The sequence below is a fragment of the Leptospira adleri genome (genome assembly GCF_002811985.1).
In the GTDB taxonomy this organism is placed as follows: Bacteria; Spirochaetota; Leptospiria; order Leptospirales; family Leptospiraceae; genus Leptospira; species Leptospira adleri.
In genome coordinates, this window is record NZ_NPDU01000015.1 from 58,251 (window position 1) to 78,577 (window position 20,327).

The 20,327-nt window shown below is 43.4% G+C and carries 19 protein-coding genes; 11 read left to right on the forward strand and 8 right to left on the reverse strand.

Annotated features, from left to right (window positions below):
* Window positions 1-68 precede the first annotated feature (68 nt).
* The 4 genes from CH376_RS07810 to pyk all read left to right on the forward strand — a co-directional run bounded on the left by CH376_RS07810 (window position 69) and on the right by pyk (window position 6,239).
* Window positions 69-1,634 (forward strand): hypothetical protein, encoded by a 1,566-nt coding sequence (locus tag CH376_RS07810; RefSeq protein WP_100786111.1) that lies wholly within the window; start codon window positions 69-71, stop codon window positions 1,632-1,634.
* 64 nt (window positions 1,635-1,698) lie between these two features.
* Window positions 1,699-2,748 carry an aspartate-semialdehyde dehydrogenase gene (gene asd / locus CH376_RS07815; RefSeq protein WP_100786112.1) on the forward strand — a complete coding sequence of 350 codons (1,050 nt, stop codon included), beginning with the start codon at window positions 1,699-1,701 and terminating at the stop codon, window positions 2,746-2,748.
* Between the two features lie 12 nt (window positions 2,749-2,760).
* Window positions 2,761-4,728 (forward strand): hypothetical protein, encoded by a 1,968-nt coding sequence (locus CH376_RS07820; RefSeq protein ID WP_100786113.1) that lies wholly within the window; start codon window positions 2,761-2,763, stop codon window positions 4,726-4,728.
* Window positions 4,729-4,772: 44 nt separating this feature from the next.
* Window positions 4,773-6,239 carry a pyruvate kinase gene (gene pyk, locus CH376_RS07825; protein ID WP_100786114.1) on the forward strand — a complete coding sequence of 489 codons (1,467 nt, stop codon included), beginning with the start codon at window positions 4,773-4,775 and terminating at the stop codon, window positions 6,237-6,239.
* 93 nt (window positions 6,240-6,332) lie between these two features.
* On the opposite strand, the gene CH376_RS07830 is transcribed toward pyk, so the two are convergent.
* From CH376_RS07830 to CH376_RS07845, 4 genes are all read right to left on the reverse strand, one after another.
* Complete coding sequence (locus CH376_RS07830) at window positions 6,333-7,232, reverse strand: DUF1963 domain-containing protein (protein WP_243394745.1); 900 nt, start codon at window positions 7,230-7,232, stop codon at window positions 6,333-6,335.
* A gap of 318 nt (window positions 7,233-7,550) precedes the next feature.
* On the reverse strand, window positions 7,551-7,805 hold the full coding sequence (locus CH376_RS07835; protein ID WP_100786116.1) for a hypothetical protein: 255 nt from the start codon (window positions 7,803-7,805) through the stop codon (window positions 7,551-7,553).
* Complete coding sequence (locus tag CH376_RS07840; protein WP_100786117.1) at window positions 7,802-8,185, reverse strand: LBF_4227 family protein; 384 nt, start codon at window positions 8,183-8,185, stop codon at window positions 7,802-7,804. The genes CH376_RS07835 and CH376_RS07840 overlap by 4 nt, the downstream gene beginning before the upstream one ends.
* Window positions 8,186-8,194: 9 nt before the next feature.
* Window positions 8,195-8,473 carry a DUF883 family protein gene (locus CH376_RS07845; protein ID WP_100786118.1) on the reverse strand — a complete coding sequence of 93 codons (279 nt, stop codon included), beginning with the start codon at window positions 8,471-8,473 and terminating at the stop codon, window positions 8,195-8,197.
* 273 nt (window positions 8,474-8,746) lie between these two features.
* Here CH376_RS07845 and CH376_RS07855 point away from each other — a divergent pair, with 273 nt between their 5' ends.
* Together CH376_RS07855 and CH376_RS07860 are read left to right on the forward strand one after the other, a co-directional pair.
* Entirely contained in the window at window positions 8,747-9,160 is a 414-nt protein-coding gene (locus CH376_RS07855; protein WP_069609816.1) for a hypothetical protein, read from the forward strand.
* 10 nt (window positions 9,161-9,170) lie between these two features.
* A complete protein-coding gene (locus CH376_RS07860; RefSeq protein WP_100786119.1) occupies window positions 9,171-9,467 on the forward strand; it encodes a 4a-hydroxytetrahydrobiopterin dehydratase in 297 nt (98 codons plus the stop codon).
* Between the two features lie 371 nt (window positions 9,468-9,838).
* On the opposite strand, the gene CH376_RS07870 is transcribed toward CH376_RS07860, so the two are convergent.
* Together CH376_RS07870 and CH376_RS07875 are read right to left on the reverse strand one after the other, a co-directional pair.
* Window positions 9,839-10,360 carry a DUF1564 domain-containing protein gene (locus CH376_RS07870; protein ID WP_100786188.1) on the reverse strand — a complete coding sequence of 174 codons (522 nt, stop codon included), beginning with the start codon at window positions 10,358-10,360 and terminating at the stop codon, window positions 9,839-9,841.
* Window positions 10,361-10,801: 441 nt separating this feature from the next.
* Window positions 10,802-11,527, reverse strand: coding sequence for a response regulator transcription factor (locus tag CH376_RS07875; RefSeq protein ID WP_069609813.1), 726 nt, complete (start codon window positions 11,525-11,527; stop codon window positions 10,802-10,804).
* Between the two features lie 228 nt (window positions 11,528-11,755).
* On the opposite strand from CH376_RS07875, the gene CH376_RS07880 reads away from it, so the two are divergent.
* The gene (locus CH376_RS07880; RefSeq protein WP_100786121.1) at window positions 11,756-12,187 is read left to right on the forward strand and encodes a DUF4279 domain-containing protein; all 432 of its coding nucleotides are present in this window, start codon (window positions 11,756-11,758) and stop codon (window positions 12,185-12,187) included.
* Here CH376_RS07880 and CH376_RS07885 read toward each other — a convergent pair.
* Window positions 12,176-12,502 (reverse strand): STAS domain-containing protein, encoded by a 327-nt coding sequence (locus CH376_RS07885; protein WP_100786122.1) that lies wholly within the window; start codon window positions 12,500-12,502, stop codon window positions 12,176-12,178. The two genes, CH376_RS07880 and CH376_RS07885, sit on opposite strands and share 12 nt — an antisense overlap.
* 102 nt (window positions 12,503-12,604) lie before the next feature.
* On the opposite strand from CH376_RS07885, the gene CH376_RS07890 reads away from it, so the two are divergent.
* The 3 genes from CH376_RS07890 to CH376_RS07900 all read left to right on the forward strand — a co-directional run bounded on the left by CH376_RS07890 (window position 12,605) and on the right by CH376_RS07900 (window position 17,623).
* A complete protein-coding gene (locus tag CH376_RS07890) occupies window positions 12,605-13,552 on the forward strand; it encodes an amino acid--tRNA ligase-related protein (protein ID WP_100786123.1) in 948 nt (315 codons plus the stop codon).
* Between the two features lie 223 nt (window positions 13,553-13,775).
* The gene (locus CH376_RS07895) at window positions 13,776-14,861 is read left to right on the forward strand and encodes an OmpA family protein (RefSeq protein WP_100786124.1); all 1,086 of its coding nucleotides are present in this window, start codon (window positions 13,776-13,778) and stop codon (window positions 14,859-14,861) included.
* A gap of 488 nt (window positions 14,862-15,349) precedes the next feature.
* Window positions 15,350-17,623, forward strand: coding sequence for an aconitate hydratase (locus CH376_RS07900; protein ID WP_100786189.1), 2,274 nt, complete (start codon window positions 15,350-15,352; stop codon window positions 17,621-17,623).
* Window positions 17,624-18,060: 437 nt separating this feature from the next.
* Here the strand turns inward: CH376_RS07900 and CH376_RS07905 are convergent, their stop codons facing one another.
* Complete coding sequence (locus tag CH376_RS07905) at window positions 18,061-18,759, reverse strand: TetR/AcrR family transcriptional regulator (RefSeq protein WP_100786125.1); 699 nt, start codon at window positions 18,757-18,759, stop codon at window positions 18,061-18,063.
* A gap of 259 nt (window positions 18,760-19,018) precedes the next feature.
* On the opposite strand from CH376_RS07905, the gene CH376_RS07910 reads away from it, so the two are divergent.
* Window positions 19,019-20,327: ArnT family glycosyltransferase (locus tag CH376_RS07910; RefSeq protein WP_100788044.1), on the forward strand; the 1,309-nt coding region annotated here is incomplete at its 3' end.

Sequence of the window (20,327 nt, forward strand, 5' to 3'; positions counted from 1 at the left end):
GAAGGGTAAAGCCAAAAAAAGAAGTAATCCTGGACAAGCGAAGGCTTTCTCGAATCATTCTTCCTAAGATGAGTTACTCAGCCGAAAGGAAACATTGGATTCTATTGGTGTCCGGTTTTTTCTTTCTTTTTGTTATAGATCTTCTTTTTTTCCGCGTTTTGATCTGGAAGATTCCGAACGAATCTCCCTGGAGTTCCAATCACTTTTACAACTTCCTCTACGAATACCATTCTCTAGTTGATAAGCCGAAACGGCTTCCGCGGGTTCTGATAGTAGGTTCGAGTATCGCGCACTATTCCTTCGATCGAGAGTCGTTTCAGAAAGAAATTTTAAAACGAACGGGAAAACGGGTCGAAGTCGAATTCTTATCCTATGCCGGAATGACTCCGTTGGACGCGTGGTTGTGTAGAAAGAAGATCGCTGATTTGAAACCCGACTTTGTTATCTTTCCGATTAATTTTATCGATTGGAGATTGCACCGCGCGTATTCGTTAGACCCGTCAAATAGAAACGAAACGATCTCCTCCGAAATTCTTATCTTGGACGCGCTGAATTTTTTCGAAGCCCCTCAGTCCCGGTTTATCTTTCCTCTCGAAACGGCGAAAGAATTTTTCTCGGTTCTCGGTTTTGCGAAAACTTCCGAATATATCACCGCGTATCTTTTCGGATTCTATCGATATAAAGATATTTTCTGGAAGAATCTTCGATCGCTCTACGATCATCGTTACGGAAGAAACACGAGTTATCACGGTTACAACGGAGTTCAGATTCTGGAACGTGTAACTTCTCTCGGTTGGACGGGCAAAAAATTCTCCTTTGCGCCGACTGCGAAGATGAAAAAGGAAGGGTTTTTGGTGCAGATCGTTCCGGAAATTCTAAGGTCCGGTCCAGTAAAAATCACATTCCAAAATCAGAATGGAGTTCAGTCGTTTACTTTTACGGATTCCGGTTGGAAAAAAATCCTTTTGGATCGCACTTTTGCGGACGGATCGGAAGATTTTCCGATCACTGCGGAAATTTCGAACACCTGGACTCCGTTTTACGCGGAGGGTGAAAACAAAGACTGGAACTACGATTCTCTTGGAGTTCGGCTACAGCAGACCTTCGGCACGGACTCCCCCCGCAGCGGAATGCAGTACACGAGAGAAGAACGTCTGGAAGATCTTCGATATAAGAATATGAGTGATATGGAATATTCTAAATATTTTAATTTTCGTTTGCTGGACGACTATCCTCAGCGGCCGGGGATCGGTTATCTGATCGCGCTTCGGGACGCCAAACACAAAATCGCCGAAGAAAAGTTCGTTCCCGTTCTTCATTTCGAATATCTGCAGAAATTGGCGGGATTTTTAAGGGAAAAACAAATTCCTCTTTGGATCATCAATAACCCTGAAAATCCGATCAGTCTGGGTTGGTATGAAAATTCCTCTTGGTACCGGGATCATCTTGGATTCTTGAAGAATCTTTCGGGAAACGGAGTCGTTTTTACAGATCTAAGACATTCTCTTTTGATGCAGGACTTCAGCGATTATCATCATTTTACTTATCCCGGAATGATCAAAATGAGTTCGATTTATGCAGAAGAATTCGTCCAAATTTCTGAAAGACAGGGTGATAAACCTGTAAAACCTTGATAAACAAGCCGCACGCGGCGAATTTTATAAGTTGAGAGGGCGGGTTTCACCGTTTAAATAAAATATGAGCAGGGTCAAAGTTGCCGTTTTAGGCGCCACCGGTTCCGTAGGTCAGCGATTCATTCAATTGCTGGAAAATCATCCGTACTTTGAGGTTACACACCTCTGCGCTTCCGAGAACAGCGCCGGTAAGACGTACGGAGATGTAATGAAGAAGAGATGGAAGATCTCTTCCGATATCCCTGCTTATGCTAAGAATATTGTCATCACAACTCCCGATCCCGAAAAAACGAAGGATGTCGCATTAGCATTTTCCGGTTTGGATGCGAGCATCGCCGGCGAAGTGGAAAGCGCGTACGCGTCCGCGGGAATTCATATCATTTCCAATTCTAAAAATCATAGGATGGATCCTATCGTTCCGATTCTTTCGGCGGAAGTGAACGCGTCTCATCTCGACGTTCTTTCCTCTCAGAAGACAAAAGGAAAGATCATTACCAACTCGAATTGTACGATCATGGGAGTTACCATTTCTCTCAAACCTTTGTATGATCTTTTTGGGATCGAATCCGTTATGCTCTTTTCCATGCAAGCCATCTCGGGAGCGGGTTATCCCGGAGTTCCTACTATGGATATTCTTGGAAACGTGGTTCCGCATATCGGCGGCGAGGAAGAAAAGGCGGAGATCGAACCTTTAAAATGTCTCGGAAAAGTGGAGAACGGTAAAATCGTTCATGCGGATTTTCCGATCTCGGCGCACTGCAATCGGGTTCCCGTCTTTGACGGACATACCGTTTGTGTTTCCGTAAAATTCAAAAAGAAACCTTCGAAAGAGGAGATCCTCTCCGCTTGGAAAAATTTTTCCGGTGAGCCTCAGAAGTTAGGACTTCCTCAGGCTCCTAATCCTCCGATCCTTTACAGAGAAGAAGAGGATCGGCCCCAGCCTCGATTGGATCTGGAGACCGGACGAGGGATGACCACGGTCATCGGACGGTTGAGACCGGATCCGATCTTCGATTGGAAATATGTCGTTTTGAGTCACAACACGATTCGAGGCGCGGCCGGCGCTGCATTATTAAATGCAGAACTTCTTTACAAAAAAAATTTCCTAGGATGATACTGTCATTCGATGTTGGAACCGCAAGCCCCTGAACTAAAAGTCGCAGATTATAATACTGCATTACAGTTGACTCAGTCTCTGGAGTCCAGGGGTGATTTCCAATACAAGGGAATTCATAAACTTTTGCTGGTGATCGGCGATTGGACGGATAAATACGTCGCGAACAAAATTCTTCCCAACGCCGATCAACTCGCTCGCGAGATGAACATCGAAAAAGAGAAGATCAATCAGTATCTTCGGGAACTTTGCACAAAGTACAATCCTCCTATCGTTAAAAAAATCTGCATGGTGGATTTTAATCCGACCGGAGACGCGTCTGACGGTAAGATCGATTCGTATCTTCGTCTCAATCCTGTCTTTGCAAGACCGCAACCCGCGGACGCGTCGACCAGTCATCGTTACGTCGACGGAGTCAATTCCACGACCTTTTCTTCGATCCAGCGATGGGCGAAAGAAAAACGCATCTTTCCGGGCAAGGAAGAATTTGTTAAACGAATTCATTCCGCGATCTTAGAGAATAAACTCACCGACACCTACGCATCCACTGAGATCGGGAGTCTTTTTAACGATCCTCTCGACGTGACTCCGGGTTTAAAACAGGTGACCGTGAATATTCATCTCAAACCGGTTCTAAAAAAACTCGTCGAACAGAAGACTTTATTCTTCTTTCGAAACGAAAACGCTCTCAATCCAGGAAATCGATCCGTATTTTACTATAATGTTCAGGATGAAATTCTCGCGAGAATCGAAGCCTATAAATCGTTTCTCAACGATCGATTGGTTCCCGAGCTGCAAAAAATCGGAGCTGTAGGATCCTTGTCTTCGGAAGAACAAGAAAGCACTCGCGCTCTCGTAAACGCAGTTATGCCTTATTTGAGTCCCGCTTACGGGGATCAGAAGACCGCGATGGAAGAACTTCTGGCTCTGATTCACTTTGAAGAAGAAGATAGGGAAAAAAAGGAAAAGGAAGAGAAGAAGGTAAAGCTGGGCGAGATTTTGGATTATATCAAATCCGCAAATCGTCTTGTGGATCTGAACTTTCTTCGGTTTCGCGGCCAACAGATCGAAGAGGATATTCGAAATCTCGTCGCCAATCACGAGCAGATTCTTCATACCGAGTTTGCCGATAAGAACGCACTTTATACTTACGTCCTTCACAAACTTTCCATCTCCGGCGCGATCGAGGCCGCGAGAAAAGTTTTTGCGACGACGGGAAACGACAGCGAAATCAGAATTCTGGATAGAATGAAGATCAAGGATTTTATCGATAATCGGGATCTCGTCGCCGCTTACGATAAGCTCGAGATCTCCAGTCTTTTTAAATATCTCCCTTTTTTCACGCGTCTTTGGAGGAATATTTTCGGAAACGCGACCGTTAACAAATACGAAGCCGAGCAGATCCGAGCTCATAATTCCGTCGAGTTAAACAAACGAGTGACGGAAGCGAGGACCAAAAAGATCCAAGAGGACGCGGCTAAGCTCGCCGAAAAACGTGTGAAAGAGAAAGAAGCCAAGGAACAAGCCGAGAAGAATGCGAAGAAGCAGAGTTCTTCTCAGAGTAAGGACGATAAGGTTCCTTCTTCGAGTTCTTCGAAGGAGATCGATCCTCTCAACGCAAAACTTCTAGAACGGGTTTTGGACGTCTTGGACGATTATTGGTCAAACCGTCAATACCCCGATCGGAACATTCTTCTTTATGAAATGGAAGGAGAGATCAACGAGGAAGGTCTGATCAATTTCCTTAAGAAGTTCGGGAAGAATGAAATCTTTTCTTTCATGGTTCGAAATCAGGAGGAAAGATATACTTTTCCGATTCTCGTGACCAAGAGATATTTAAAGAAGAATGGAAGAGATCTGATGGAAAAGGCATCCGCCATCATCAACGAACAAAAGGACGCAAGTATGCCGGATCAGGATCTTTTCGACTTCTGTATTTCCCTCGATGATTTTCTGAAGAAAACCCTGCCTAAAATCTGATTCCCGATTGTCCAAAGCCCCGCTCTCCCGAATAAAGGTACTACATGAAGAGCGAATCCTCTGTTTTTAGAAAAACAAAAATTATTTGTACCATTGGACCTGCGACCGCCGAGAAAAAAATGATTCAAGCGCTGGCGGAAGCCGGGATGAACGTGGCGCGGTTGAACATGTCTCACGGGAATCACGACTTCCACAGAAGTATCATTCGAAATATCAAAGCGCTCAACAAAGACGTTCTTAAAAATCCGATTGCGATTTTACTCGATACGCAAGGCCCCGAAATTCGTACCGGAGATCTTCAAGTGGATCACTTGGATCTAAAGGTCGGAGAAACCTTCACGTTCCACATCATTCCCGGAGAGGAATCCGAAGAGCAATCCGTATTCGTAAATTATAAGGACATCGTAAAAGATCTGAAGGTGGGAGACCCCGTAACCGTGGATAACGGTTTGATCAATCTTGTCGTGGAGGAGATCAACGATTCCGCTCTGAAGTGTAAGGTTTTGGACGGAGGAAGGCTCGGTTCCAGAAAACACATCAATCTTCCGGGGATTCGAGTCAATCTGCCTTCGATCACCGCAAAGGATCATAAGGACATTCTTTTTGGTCTGGAAGAAGACGTGGACTTTATCGCACTTTCGTTTGTTCGTTCCGTAGAAGACATCAATCAATTAAAGAAGATCATCGAAGAGAACGAAGGACACGCTCAAATTATCGCAAAGATCGAAGATCAAGAAGCCGTTCGGAATATGAAAGAAATCGTCGCGGCCTCGGACGGTGTGATGGTTGCGAGGGGAGACTTGGGCGTCGAAGTTCCTATCGAGGAGCTTCCCATTTTACAGAGAGCGATCATCAAAGAATGCGCTCTTCGAGGAAAACGGGTCATCGTCGCGACCCACCTTTTGGAATCGATGATAAGCAATCCTTCGCCTACGAGGGCGGAAGTGACCGACGTCGCGAACGCGGTCTACGAAGAAGCGGACGCAATTATGCTCTCAGGCGAGACCGCCGCCGGAAAGTTCCCCGTTCGTTGTGTGGAGATGATGGACAAGATCGCACAACGTGTTGAAAGAACGGGAGGAGTGGATTATGTGAGGGAGAAAATTCCTCAAGACAAAAAGGAACAAATGGCGAAGTCCGCTTCGGAGCTCGCCGATTCTCTCAAATGTCCAGCCATCATCGTAATCACAAGAAGGGGAACGACTGCGCTCAACGTCGCCGGTTTTCATCCTCACTATTCTTTGATCTATGCCTTTACAAATATGACGACGGTGAGGAGAAAACTTTGGCTGACTCGCGGCGTGATTCCGTATCGGATCGATTTTTCTCGGGATCCGGAAAAGACGATTCGCCTTGCGATCGAAACTTTAAAAAAGGCCGGAAGGATAGAGGATGGGGATCAGGTTGTGATTCTTTCCGATATTATCGCCGGAGAAGACCGAGTAGAAACGATTCAAATTCGGGAGGTGAAGACTTACCCGGTAATCGAAACGGAAGCCGTTTCCAAGTAACCGCATTCTTTTAAAATTTATTTAAGAAGAATCGGACTTTTCGCCCGGATTGAGAAATTCCGGGCGAAAAAAGAATCCGAATTCGCTTATCCTTTAGGTTCCAGAATAAGTCGAATATGCTTTTTCAAACTTTTTGTCTTTGAGATCCTTACGATTCATTCTGATATGAATATTCCCTTCTCCAATCTCAGTATGAAAGATAAGAAGGTCCGCGTCTTCCGTTGATTCATTCTCGATTTTCACCTCGATACTTTCGTCTTCGTCCGCATCCTCTTCTTCATCCTCGTCGAAGTCGAAACCTTCTTCATCTTCACCTTGCCAAAAGAGGGGTCTGCCGAAAATCCGAAAGCTTGGACTCCAAGTGGCAAGTTCGGCCTTGAACATTTGTTTGAGTTGATCGGATAAATCTTTCGGGATCAAATTCGCGATCGTCCGGTAGTCATACGCGTCGCCTGCAACGTAAAAAATGAAATTCGGTTTAAAACTTAATTGATAAGCGACATCGCGGTATTCTTCCAAATAGTATTTCGCTTCTGGAAGCGTTTTAGCATCGGGATAGTCCGTGATTTTCAGATCGGAAATAGGTCCTTCGTAGTATTTAACGATGAATTCTCCCTCGATGTTATCGAAAAAATAAAGCATTCCGCGATCCGGAAAAGAATTCTCTATATCATATTTTTTGAATTCTTCGATATTGAGTTGTGCTAAGAAGTAAGTTCCTTTCGGCCAGAAGTTTGCGTTTGGAAGGTGTGGAAGTCCTTTTGATTTGGAAGAACCCAATGGAATCGATTCTTCGGACACTTCTTTGTCTTCGATTTCTATGTAGTAGCTTAGGGACTTGGAAAGAATTTCCGGCGTTATTTTTTCGTCTTCCTTCAGATAAACCGAAGAAGTTCCGTTATAATACGTTCCTTCCGAGGGGATTTGTTCCAACAATCCTTTCGGGTAAGAATATTCTAAAACCAGCTTTTTTGCTTTTTGAATGGGGCTCACAAGAGTTTCCTTTGTTCGGTTGATTTTTTATTTCCAAGACAACAATCGTTTTTTGAAGTGCCGTTCGTTGCTGTGGACAAATCAAACAACAATGAGGATGAAGGCGCGTTGATCTTTTTTTGTAGGAGCTCATACGTTTGGGTTGAGGAAAAGAATAGTCAGGAAGCCTTTCTATGATAGGAAAAATTTGTCAATTTTTCCCCGCGGGCCCTCCAACAACCCTAACTCGGGCGGGGGCCGGGCAGTTTTCACGGCGGATTGTCGGAACAAAAAAAATGACTTTATCTTGGTCGGGTGGGCCTAACGCGTTAGGCGAAATTAGTTTTCGGGAGGGACGTTATCCGGAATCTTAAGAAAAGATTGCAAGAATTCTCCCATCCCTAATTTCTCCAAGGCCTCTACGATCATTCCAGTGTAATTGATCGAGGACTGAAATTTTTCGAATTCTAAACGGACTCTCAGTTTTTGGATATGAAGGTATAACTTCAATTCTTCCATGCTCATTTCCGATGGATCCTTTCCGAGAAAGCGATCACTGCCTTCAAAAGGATTAAAGTCAGGAAATTCCTTCATGATCGATCCTTAATTTTGAGAGAAGAAGCGGCGAGCCAGAGAAAAATTATAGCGAGAATAAAACTGACTCCTCCGGTCCCAAGGCTTGAGAGAAGGAGGTCCCCTCCGGTGATTCTAAATAAGAAAAAGAAGAATCCTCCTAAAAAAGCAAACGCTCCGATTCCTAAAAAGAAAAGGCCCAGCTTTAAGAAGATATAAGCCTGAATTCCCGCCTGAAATCTTCTAAGTAAATATTTTTGTCCATAGAGGAGCAGGGTTTGGAAGTATTCCAGAATGGAATCTACAAGGGAGAGGAAATGGGATTTAAGATCGTTTCCTCTTTTCGTATAATCGTTCTCATACGATTCCGTCTTGGAATCTGATTTTCTTTTTTTTGTCATCGTTTCCGGTTATTTTCTACGGATCATCATCCCTACGAGAAGTCCGATTCCGAGACCGACGCCGAGTCCTATAAGAGTGGCTTTCTGGGGATTTTCCTTGATATAAGTTCCGGTTTCGTCGATAATTTGTTTCGCCTTTTCCGAAGTGTCCCCCGAGATTTGTTTGATCTTTTCTTTGAGATCGGAGACGTGCTCTAAGTATTCTTCGCGCGCTTTTCCGGTGATTCTTTTTGCTTTGTCTTTGAGTGATTCTACTTCTTCATTGAAATCTTCCGATCTGGATGTCATGGATGATTCCTCCCGGATTCTTTTTCTACGTTTTATCCCTCTGGAATCAACTACTTTCGTCCTTTTGAGGGGAGGTTTTTATCTCGAATTTTGGGGTCTAATCTAAAGGATGGAAGAATCCTAAGACGGAGAATCGATTTTCCGGTTCCTCTGAATGAAAGGATCGAATGTTGGGCGGTTTCGGCCTGAGAGAATTCTTGGGTTGTGAGAGTTCCCACATTCATAAGTGAAATTTTTTTTGTACTAAGAATCATAACGTATCAGGACATAAGTATGAATTGGATCAGCAAACTGGTTCGTCTCAGAAGACGTCAAAAGCAAAGAATCTTCAATAAAGCGTACCGCCAGGCTCTTAAGTTAATGAAAAAAGAATTCAAAGCGGAGAGGGATCGTCATCTTCAGGCTGAGAAGGAACTTGAGAAATATTACAGAAAAGACGTAGATACCGAGGCCAAAAAAACTCGGAAAAAAATCCAGGAATTAGACAATTTCAAACTCTTGCTTGAAAGAAGAGAGATGGAGTTAGATTCTAAGATTGCGTTTCTGAACGAGCAACTTCAGAAAATTGAAGAACTCAAAGCAAGAATGGACGGCGCGGTGAATTTGATGGCGCGAGCCGGTTCTCTTTCTAACGGCGCCGTAGATGACGCTGAAAAAATCAAACAAACCTTGAAGAAGGTTTTCTAACTTTCTTCTTATGGATCCCCTCGAACTGGAAAGAATCGAAAAGCGAATTCCTTCAGGTTGGAAGGTAATTTTTCGGGACGGGGCTCCACTTTTGGTGAAGAATTTTTGTTTCAGCTCCTACAAGTCTGGCGTCGATTTTGTAAATGCTTTGGCGAAAATTGCCGATTTGATGGATCATCACCCGGATCTTACCCTTCGTTATGATTCTGTTTTGGTTGAAATTGGCACTCATTCTGAGAAAGCAATTACTGATTTAGATTTTTCTTTTGTAGAGAAGGTGGAACAGGGATATCCTACTTTTTTTTAAACTCTTGGTTTCGTCCGTTATCTTTGATAAGGGACATTTGAGTACAATGATTTATCAGGCCCGATTCGACTTTTTTTGGAGTTCCCACAATCTAAAAATCTCTTACGTAAATTACGTATGTTTTGCAAGTCTGAAGTCGGCAACTTATAAAGAATGTTTCGAAAGCAATCAAAAGGATGAAATAGGAAAATATTTATTCGTCTATAAAGCGTGCTCTTTGGATTTTTGGCGCTTTCTTCCCTAAGATTTTTCAAACGCATCCAATAAGATTCTTCGAATAAAATCAGAAAAAAGAATTTTAGAGAAAAGGATCCTCAATAGTGCAAAGTAAAAAGGTATTATGAGCAAGCGAATTGATTGCCATCGCCTTTTTATGTCCGGGGGAAAATATAAATCGGGTTTGGCTGAAATTCAAGACGTTTCGTTATTATATTTTTTGAAAGATCGAGGAGGAGAATGAATTTGTAATATTTGTGAAAGGTAGGAGTTCCAGAATTCAAAACATTCGAAATGGAATTCCCAACTCCAACCTCATCTAACCAAAGGAGATAATTAAAAAGGTAACAACGTGAAACGCCGTGCGCTTGAGCAAGAGTTCCGAGGAGAATCCAATCTCTGGTTTGAATTCTCGCGTTGATTCTTTTCATTCTTCCTTTCCCTGTATTCGCTTGATAAAGAGTTTTTCCGGCTCTTTTGTTGATTCGTTTTGAAGATGCTATGTGTTTGGCGTATTTTTTTAACAGTTCCGGAAGTCTTTTTGGAAGTTTTTTGCGATTTAATCTGCTGAGACGACTAAGATATTTTTTAGGAACAAGAAAAGTAACTACATCGGCAGAGCTCCCGGCGATGGATGAACGGATTTCGAAGTCTGAATTTAAAAATAATGTCCTCATATTTCTTTCAGTTCTTAAAAGGTTCATTATCGTATTCAAATTCAGAAAAATTTTTACTTTTTTAAAAGAATATTTAGAAGGATCCGAACGATTTTTCTTTTCCTGGGGAAAGTTATTAGAATTTTCTTCTGGATCTAAAAGTCCTTTAAGCAAAGTTTTTTGCATTTGGAGCGAAGAATTTTTCTATTTGATGGACTTTTTTAGAGTGAGAGTTCCCACCACAACATTTGACAACAGACGGAACTTTGTTTTTCAAAAGGTTTAAAAGCTAACTTCTAACTATTCAAAAGATAAAGTAAGGAAAACTTTTTCAGGAAATTGGGTTTAAAGAGCGAAGTAGTTAAAATAAAAAAGCCCGGTTTTATGAGCCGGGCCTTTGCCGGGGTTCCACTGTTATTTCGTTTTAGTAGGAACTCCTAAAGAAGATCTGATTTTGCATTCTTAATCTGGGATAACAATATTATCGTAGTTATCTGTAAAACGGTAACCGATCCCCCAAATTGTTTCGATCCATTCAGGTTGTGCGGAATTTTTTTCAAGTTTGGAACGGATTCTTTTCACATGAGAATCAATCATTCTCTCAAAGCCATCCCATTCCATTCCCCAGACTGCTTCTAAGATCATTTCTCTGGAGAAAACTTTTCCAGGAGATGCCGCCATCAATTGTAGGATGTCAAACTCCTTCCGAGAAATATTTACGATATTATCTTTCAGAGTGACTCTTCTGCGAACCGGGTCGATCTTAAGAGAACCGCGGATAATTTCTCCGCTGGCGCCGACGTTTGGCTTAATTCCCGCTTTCTTATCCCATCTTCTGAAGAATACATCGACTCTGGTTTTGAGTTCTCGAACGGAAAAAGGCTTTGTAATGTAATCATCCGCACCCAATTCGAGTCCCATAATTCTATCAATTTCTTCATTTCTTGCGGTAACTATAAAGATTGGAGTATTTTCGTCGTTCCTTCTTACAGTTCTACATACTTCGATCCCATCTATGTCGGGAAGTGAGAGATCAAGGATTACCATGTCAGGATGATTCGCTTTATAGAACTTAAGGCCTTCTTCTCCGCTTGTTTGGAGAGTGGTTGAATAGTGTGCTGAATCCAAGGATTTACGAATTAAATTTCCAATATCCGGATCGTCCTCAATCACTAAAATTGTTTTCATTATCAAGCCCCCGAGAGAGATTAGAGGATAAATTTACCTTATCTGCAACAGATAAAACCGATGAAATGTTAATAAAGGAAAATTTTTTATCCGACACATTTTTACCAGATTCTTATCCGATTTTATATTTTGAGAATCCTCGGCAAAGCTCTCAATCATGATAAAATTGTGAAATGTGTTAAATTGTAATTAAAACGACTTAAAAATTATAACTGTGTGCTAAAAATCATGAATGCGTATACGAGCAATCCGCTTACTTGGGCGATTCTTTCCGTAAATGAAGACGGACTCAATTCTGAAGACGTTACGAGGCAATTAGACCTTAAGCCCGACTTCAGTACCCCGAGAATGGCTACGGACAAGGAAGGAAGACCTCTCTCTTTTGGTCACTGGCAACTCCATTCTACTTTGGACGCTCACGCTCCTCTGGAAGAGCATATTCTTCAAATTTTGGAAAAGGTTCTCCCGTCCCGGCATAAAGTGAAAGAATTCGCCGGAAAACACAACCTCTGTCTCTATGTCTCCGTTGAATTTGCGGATCATTCCTTAAAGGAAACGGAAATTTCCCCTCGAATCCTTCTTCTTGTGGGAAGTCTTGGAATTAAGCTGGTCTTTCAACCCTGGAGAAGAGAAGAAAAGAGGAGACGTTCAGAAGATTAGGAGAGAACGATCCATTCTATAAAATTGAATGAGCTTTTTAAAAGAAGGGCTTGCGCCGGTTAAAACGAGGGTCCTATTTTTCAATCTTAGGTCGAATGCGAAAGAAAGAATTTTCATTGCGACGGGGAGAGGAAGCACCTGGACGCCGCCGAGGTTAATCTTTACATGAAGACTGGACTGATAGAAGACGAGCGCGAGAATGGATTTTAATTCGTCGAAAGAAGATTCGTCGAAGGAAGCCGTAAGAGGTACTACTTCCGTTGACTGTCGGCTCTTTCTAATTTCGAAATGCTGGTATCTCTGGATGGGGTCCATTGTGCACTTTAAGCTTTTCCTGTGAGACATCCTACAGGAAGAATTCTAAGGTCAGAATATTCCTTTTTTGGAATGAGATCAAGAGGAAAAATAAGGAACAAGATGAACGAATTGAGTCGGGAGATTTTAATCCGAAGGGCCAAATTCTTATCCGTAGTCAGAAATTTTTTTGAAGAGCGAAATTATCTGGAGATGGACACTCCTTGTTTGAAAGCGGTCCCTTCTATGGAACCTTATTTGGATCCTTTTAAAGTTCATTCTCCGTCTCAAAAAGAACGGGGTTTCTTGATTACGTCTCCTGAATATTCTTTAAAAGAGATTCTCTCCAAAGGTTTGGAAAGAATCTACGAGATTACGCATACGTTTCGTTCGGGAGAAGAGGGAAGCCCTTTCCACAGCGCCGAATTCTTGATGTTGGAATTCTACACCGTCGGAATGAAATTGGAAGGTTTGATGGACTTTTGCGTAGAATTCTTGGAAACTTTAGATTTAAAATTTCAGTCTTTTGGTTTTCAAAAGAGTTCGATTCGAAGAATCGCCGTCGAGGAAGCCCTTCTGGAATACGCCGGGTGTGGGATCTCTCACAATGAACTCGATCGGGTAGTCAAAGAACGGAGACTTACAGCCAATTTTAACGAAGGGAGAGCTTATGAAGAATCCTTCTTTCTTGTCTTCTTGAATCTTGTAGAAGCCAACCTTCCGAAAGGTTTCACTTTCTTATATAACTATCCCCCTGAACTTGCGGCGCTTTCTAAGATCGAGAACGGTTTTGCGAGAAGATTCGAGCTCTACTTCGGGAATTTAGAATTGGGAAATGCTTTTCAAGAATTGACAGATCCTGGAGAGCAGCTTTCTCGTTTTCGCTCGGAGCAGAATCTTCGGGAGGCCTTGGGAAAGGAAATCTTCCCAATCGATTCTGGTTTGGAACGGGCCCTAAAAGTGGGAATTCCGAGTTCCTGTGGGATCTCCATCGGCTTAGACAGGCTCTTCTTATCCATTCTCGGAGGCGCTTCTCTACGAGAAACAAGCCCGTATTATAGGAAGTTCTGAAGAACAAAAGGTCAACAATTCCTTTCGAAAGTTCGATATTATAATGTAAGCTTCTCTAAAAAAGTTTATTCTTTTATAGAATGATCTGGGAAAGAATTGGAAAGTAGGAACTCCTTCCTTTTAGACCATCCAGAGAAAAATCTGAGACAAGGGAGAAGCTCATTTTCGTTCTTTAATCTGATTTTGAAGAGAAGAACAAAGAGAGAAGAGACTAAAACTTTGGTTGCAGGGAATGAATTCTTCCCTAAATCTTGGTGCGGCGGGGATCATGGCGAAAAAAGAAAACTACTACGTTACAATCAAGGGTAGAAAATACGACCGAGAGCTCATTCAGCTTGCGGAAGAATTTACTTCGGGCAAGCGCGATGGTAGAATTTCGGTTAGCGACGCGAAACAACTCTTAAAAGCAGTCAAAGACAATAACAGTTATACGGACATAGAGAAGCACACGATCGAACACATTCGTGAAAATTACAAGTTCACGGAAAAAGCCGACGAATGGTTCCGCACTGAAATCCGAAAATGGGCCGCAAAACGAGTCCAAGATTCCAAAAAGAAGAGTGAAAAGAGTCTTACGGTTAACGTCCCGGAAGAAGAATCTCCGGAGGCGAACTTTCCCTCGAGCTGGGGAGAGGATGTGGGAACTCCTCAGGAATCTCCTGCGAGAGAATATACGAATTATATCCCGACTCCTTCCGCAAAACCGCACTTAAAAAAAGACAAGACCGTTCCAATTCTTATCTTTCTTGCGGGGCTTTTGATTCTTACCGGTTTGATTTACTTTCTCTGGTCGCTTTTCTCCTCTGAGAAAAAACAAAACCCCATTGAAGTCGCCAAAACCGTGGAGGAGAAAGTTCCTCCGAAAAAGAAGGATGTGGGAACTCCCAAAGAGAACGAAGTCGAGAAAAAGTCCTCTTTTTCCTGGTTTGGAAAGGAGAATGGAGAAGAATTCTCTACCAACCCTAAATTCAAAGCAATCGAAACAAACGCTATTCGATTTGAGAAAAATAGTATCCAAGTCCATAAAGAATCGAGACCAAGTCTCAATCAACTTTCAAGATGGATGAGAGAAGATCCTAAAATTCGAGTTAAGATTATCGGGCACACTTCTCTGGAAGGAACCGAGGCCGTGAATCAAAAAGTTTCTTCCCTTCGTGCCGAAATGGTTCGGGACTATCTCGTCGGGAACGGGGTTTCTTCGGATCGATTTGAAATCATTCCTAAGGGGGCGAGCGTTCCGATCGGAGATAATTCCAAAGAAGAAGGGAAAGAAAAAAATAGAAGAGTAGAACTTAGAATTCGGAATTGATCCCAATCTTTTCAAAAATGGAACCTTTAGGAACGGTAGTTTTTGTCGGTCTTCCTTTTTTCTTAGATTCTAAATCGAAGTTTAAAAGAACGGCTTTTTTCACCTCCGAAAGGTCCGATTCTCCTTTGTGAACTCTTTAGATTAGAATTTCCTGATTCGCCTTCTGAGAGTTCCGTTTGTGTGGGAACTCTCACCTCAAATTCTATTTTTCAATCTTCTCCTGAAAAATCCTATACAAACTAAATGCTTGCAAGAGCATGAATTTATAACTTGTCCCCATAATCGATGAACAAAAAAGGACAGTGTTTTGGTGCGGATCCGATCTTTACGAAAGAAGGAAATCCAAACGTTCCCTTCCTCAAAAAAAGGATCCCAACAAAACGAAAGCCTTGAAAGGCAACTTCGGAGGCGGATTCGCGAGCCCATCGTTTTCCGTTCTCTCCGAGTGGTCGCACCAAGGGCAGGTTTTAATATCAACGGAGAAAACAATGGCATTCGATATAGAAATGATTCGCGCCCGATACGCAAAGATCGGGGATCTTGTTACAAAAGCGAGAAACGTTGTTGGACGACCTCTTACTCTTACCGAAAAAATTCTCTATTCTCATCTCTGGGACGGGGAACCAAAAACAGCTTATGAAAAAGGGAAGTCCTACGTGGACTTCGCTCCCGACAGAGTGGCTATGCAGGACGCAACGGCACAGATGGCTCTTCTCCAATTTATGTCCGCGGGAAGAAATACCGTCGCGGTTCCGTCTACCGTTCACTGCGATCACCTGATCCAGGCAAAAGACGGAGCTTCTGAAGATTTAAAAACCGCAAACTCGGTAAACAAAGAAGTCTATGATTTTCTTTCCTCCGTTTCCAACAAATACGGAATCGGATTTTGGAAACCGGGCGCAGGGATCATTCACCAAGTCGTATTGGAAAATTATGCGTTCCCGGGCGGAATGATGATCGGAACCGATTCTCATACGGTAAACGCGGGGGGCTTGGGGATGATCGCGATCGGAGTCGGCGGTGCGGACGCGGTCGACGTTATGGCGGGAATGGCTTGGGAATTAAAATTCCCGAAACTCATCGGCGTAAAACTCACCGGTAAACTTTCCGGATGGGCCTCTTCCAAAGACGTAATCTTAAAAGTCGCCGGAATTCTTACCGTAAAAGGTGGAACAGGCGCAATCGTAGAATATTTCGGAGAAGGCGCTGAAAGCCTTTCCTGCACAGGAAAGGGAACGATCTGTAATATGGGCGCGGAGATCGGCGCGACCACTTCCGTTTTCGGTTACGATCAGAATATGAAAGAATATCTCCTGAACACGAACCGCAAAGACGTCGCAGAACTCGCGGATAAAATCAAGGAACATCTCAACGGAGACAAAGAAGTCTACGCGGATCCCTCGAAATATTTCGATCAAGTGATCGAGATCAATCTCTCCGAACTCGAACCTCATATCAACGGACCGTTTACTCCCGATTTGGCGACTCCTCTTTCTAAGTTCAAGGAAGCCGTTGCGAAGAACGGATGGCCTACCAACTTGGAAGTGGGACTCATCGGTTCTTGTACGAATTCTTCTTACGAAGATATCACACGCGCCGCTTCGATCGCTAAACAAGCTTCGGAGAAGAATCTCGAAGTTAAAGCGGAATACACCGTGACTCCCGGTTCCGAGATGATCCGTTATACGATCGAAAGAGACGGACTTATCAAAACATTCTCTGATATCGGAGGAGTGGTTCTTGCGAACGCCTGCGGACCTTGTATCGGTCAGTGGAGCCGTCAGACAAAAGATCCGGAAAGAAAAAATTCCATCATCACTTCGTTTAACAGAAACTTTGCGAAGAGAAACGACGGTTTTGCCGGAACTCACGCGTTTGTCGCGTCACCCGAAATCGTTACCGCTTTCGCGATTGCGGGGAAATTGGATTTTAATCCGTTAACCGACACCTTGAAGAGCAAGGACGGAAAAGAAGTGAAGCTAGATCCTCCTACCGGCCTTGATTTCCCTCCGAAGGGTTTCGACGTGAAGGATGCGGGTTTTCTCGCGCCTGCCGCCGACGGTTCTAAGGTGAATGTTGCGGTGGATCCAAAATCGGATCGCCTTCAACTTCTTTCTCCGTTTACTCCTTGGGAAGGAACCGACCTGAAAGGTTTAAAACTTCTGATCAAAGCGAAAGGAAAGTGTACCACCGACCACATCTCTATGGCGGGTCCTTGGTTGAAATACAGAGGACATTTGGATAACATCTCCAATAACCTTTTGATCGGCGCGGTCAACGCGTTTAACGAAAAGACCAATTCGGTGAAGAACCAACTGACTGGAGACTACGAACCCGTTCCTCAAACCGCAAGAGCTTACAAAGCAAAAGGAATCGGATCGATCATAGTAGGGGATGAAAACTACGGAGAAGGTTCTTCCAGAGAACACGCGGCGATGGAACCGAGACATCTCGGCGCGAGAGCGGTTCTTGTGAAGTCTTTTGCGAGAATTCACGAAACCAACCTTAAAAAACAAGGGATGCTCGCTCTTACTTTTGCGGACAAAGCGGACTACGATAAAATTCAGGAAGAAGATTCGATTGATATTCTCGGTCTGACCTCTTTTCAGGAAGGAACTCCTTTGACTCTCGTCTTACACCACAAAGACGGTTCTAAAAACGAGATCAAAGTGAATCATACGTTCAACGCACAACAGATCGCCTGGTTCAAAGCCGGAAGCGCTCTGAATTTGATCAGCGAAGAGCAGAAGAAAAAAGGCTAAGACTTTTTGTTCGTCTTCTTTCTGAGATTTTTTCTTAGAAAGAAGACGTCTTTCTTCCTTCAATTCTCAAGTGACCTTTTAGGAAGAAGTCTCCGAGGATTCTCTCGGTGTGGGATCTCACACTTTTTCGTGAAATCAGCGGGTCCCCTGTCGCCCAAGTCCTTTCAGAGCCAGCCTAATGACCTCTTATATCCGAGCTTCTTACGGGGGATTTGGTTTGTAGGAAGAAGTGAAATCTTTCTTTATCAAAAAATCGTAATTTTTAGAGATAGGAATCTTCTTCTCTAGTGCCTTCTTTGTGAGAGTTCCCACATTTCTCGGTCGAACGGAAATTATCTAGTAAAGAGCGAATCCGTCCGCGGCCAAAGCCAATAGGAGATCGTAAGGCTCGCGTAGGAACTCACACAAAATGCAGTTCTCTTCGGCAAAAGTCTATCCTACTTCGAAGATTTCTTCTTGGTCTCGGGTTCTAAACCCTTTCTAAAAATTCTTGCGACTTCTTTGATTGCGGCTTGGATTTCTGCCGGCGGAATTTTATACACGCATTGACCCATAAAGCCCAGGGCAAAGGTGAGAGAGGAGATCGCATAAGCGATGGATTTTAGATCCGCTTTGGGATCGATCTTGCCGGCTTTTTTGAATTTCTCCAATTCTGCCGTGAATTCTGGAAGCGCTTTTGTATATATTTTTTTCTGAATAATCTGACTGACTTCCGGGTCCAAGATGATTTGGCTCACTGCGACTTTCATAAAATCTTCGGCTTCTCGAAAGTCTCTGCACTTTCCGGACATGGAATACTGGAGACTTGCTTCTAAATCTTGATAACTTTCTTGATTCTTTTGGCGAGTGGAAGTCTCTTCGGAATTGATTTCATCGGATCTTGTAAGAATGGCTTCTAAAAGGCCTTTTTTGTTGCCAAAGTAACGAAAGATCAGGGCCTCGTTCGCATTAGCAAGTTTCGCAATATCTTTTGTATTGGCCGCGTCGTATCCTTTTTTTGCAAACACTTGGATGGCGGCCAAAAGAATGGCGGTCTCTGTGGCGGAACGATCGCGTTTTCGGATGATGGTTTCACAAGCGCTTTCATCCTTTACGAGCGGTTCCGAGTTGTTTGCCTTCGACCTTGCCGATTTCATTTTGATCCCTATAAAAGTTACGTCGGACTCAGTGTCACTCACTATTTCGGAAGAATTCCACGACGAGAAAGTCTTCCCTTCCTAAGTCCGCACTAACGTCTGTTCGGTTGGATGAGACTCTCAAGAATGTAACATCCTTTCAGTGAGACCCTATCTTTCCTTTTTTCCGTTCTCGAATTCAATCTAGATTGTCATTTTTTAAGCGCATGAAAAAGATTGCAATAAGTAAGTAAGCGATTACATATAAAGAGGACCCAAAATGACGCAAAACTCCTCCCGGAAGATCGGTTCTTCTATCGTTTCCAGTATTTCACAGGAAGTTTCACTGCACAAAATTTCTCCGAATCGGAGAGACCTTCTGATCGCGGCGGTTCTCTTTGTGATTTCGGTGCTTCTTTTATTTCCCAACATAGGCTCCCGCGCGGTTCTTCCTCAAGGAGACGAGGAAATGCACATCGCGACGATTCGAGAGAGCATTCAGAGCGGGGAAATTCTTTTTCCGAGATTCGAAGGAATCATGAATCTATACAAACCGCCCGTACTTTTTTGGACGGGGATCGCATCCGATTTGATTTTTGGAACGAGTCTTACCGCGGAAAGACTTCCTTCTCTGTTTCTCTTTGCGGGGACGGGGATTCTTATTTATTTTGCGCTTCGACTGTTTAAGGCCGCGCCGATTTATTCCGCGGTGATCGCATCCAGCTATCTTCTAACTTTGGGAGTTTTTAAATTTTCAAGGCTTGTGATGATGGAGGCGTTGATGACTTTTCTTCTCACGCTCTCGACATTTCTATTACTCGTTTATTTTAAAAAGAAGAATCGTTCCTATTTGATCGGAGCCGCGCTTGTTTCAGGCTTTGCGTGTTTGGTCAAAGGCCCCTTGTTCCAAGTATATTCCGGAACGTTACTCGCCGGTTGGGCGTTCCTTCACGCGTTTCAATTCACTTCCAACGGAGAATGGTCCGGCAAAAAAAGATTCATTCGGATGACCTTGGATCAGATTTTGTTTCATACGATTTCGCTCGGCGTTCTCGCGCTCTGGGGAGGAATTCTGACTTCGCTTTCGCCTGCGGGAAGCGCATTTCTCAAAGTATTCTTTTTCACCGAGAACTTAGGAAAATTTTCGACCTCTACTACGAATCAAAATGAGTTGATTATCCTTTTGGGGTGGGTCCTGTACTGTCTTCCTTTTACGCCTTTTCTATTGGAGACGATGTCGAAGTCGATTCTAAAGGTGGCTCCTAGTTTTGGAGGAATGATAGGCAGGACCCTTATTTTTTCAACGGTTGCAATTTCCATAATACACGAATTACCGAATCGAAAAGACTATTACTACATTCTTCCGTTGATACCTCTGGCGTTTATCGGAGTCGGTTTGTATTTTTCCAGAAGCGAACAGGAATCCGCGTTATCCGGAACACTCTCTCGAAACTTTCAATTTTTGGTCGTCGTCTCGATCGTCCTGGGACTCGGCAAAATTCTTCTGGACTTCCGTTCCGGACAGGAGGCATGGGCGGATCTTCTCTGGGTCGGTTTCGCAAATCTTGTGGGAGCCTTCTGGATGATAC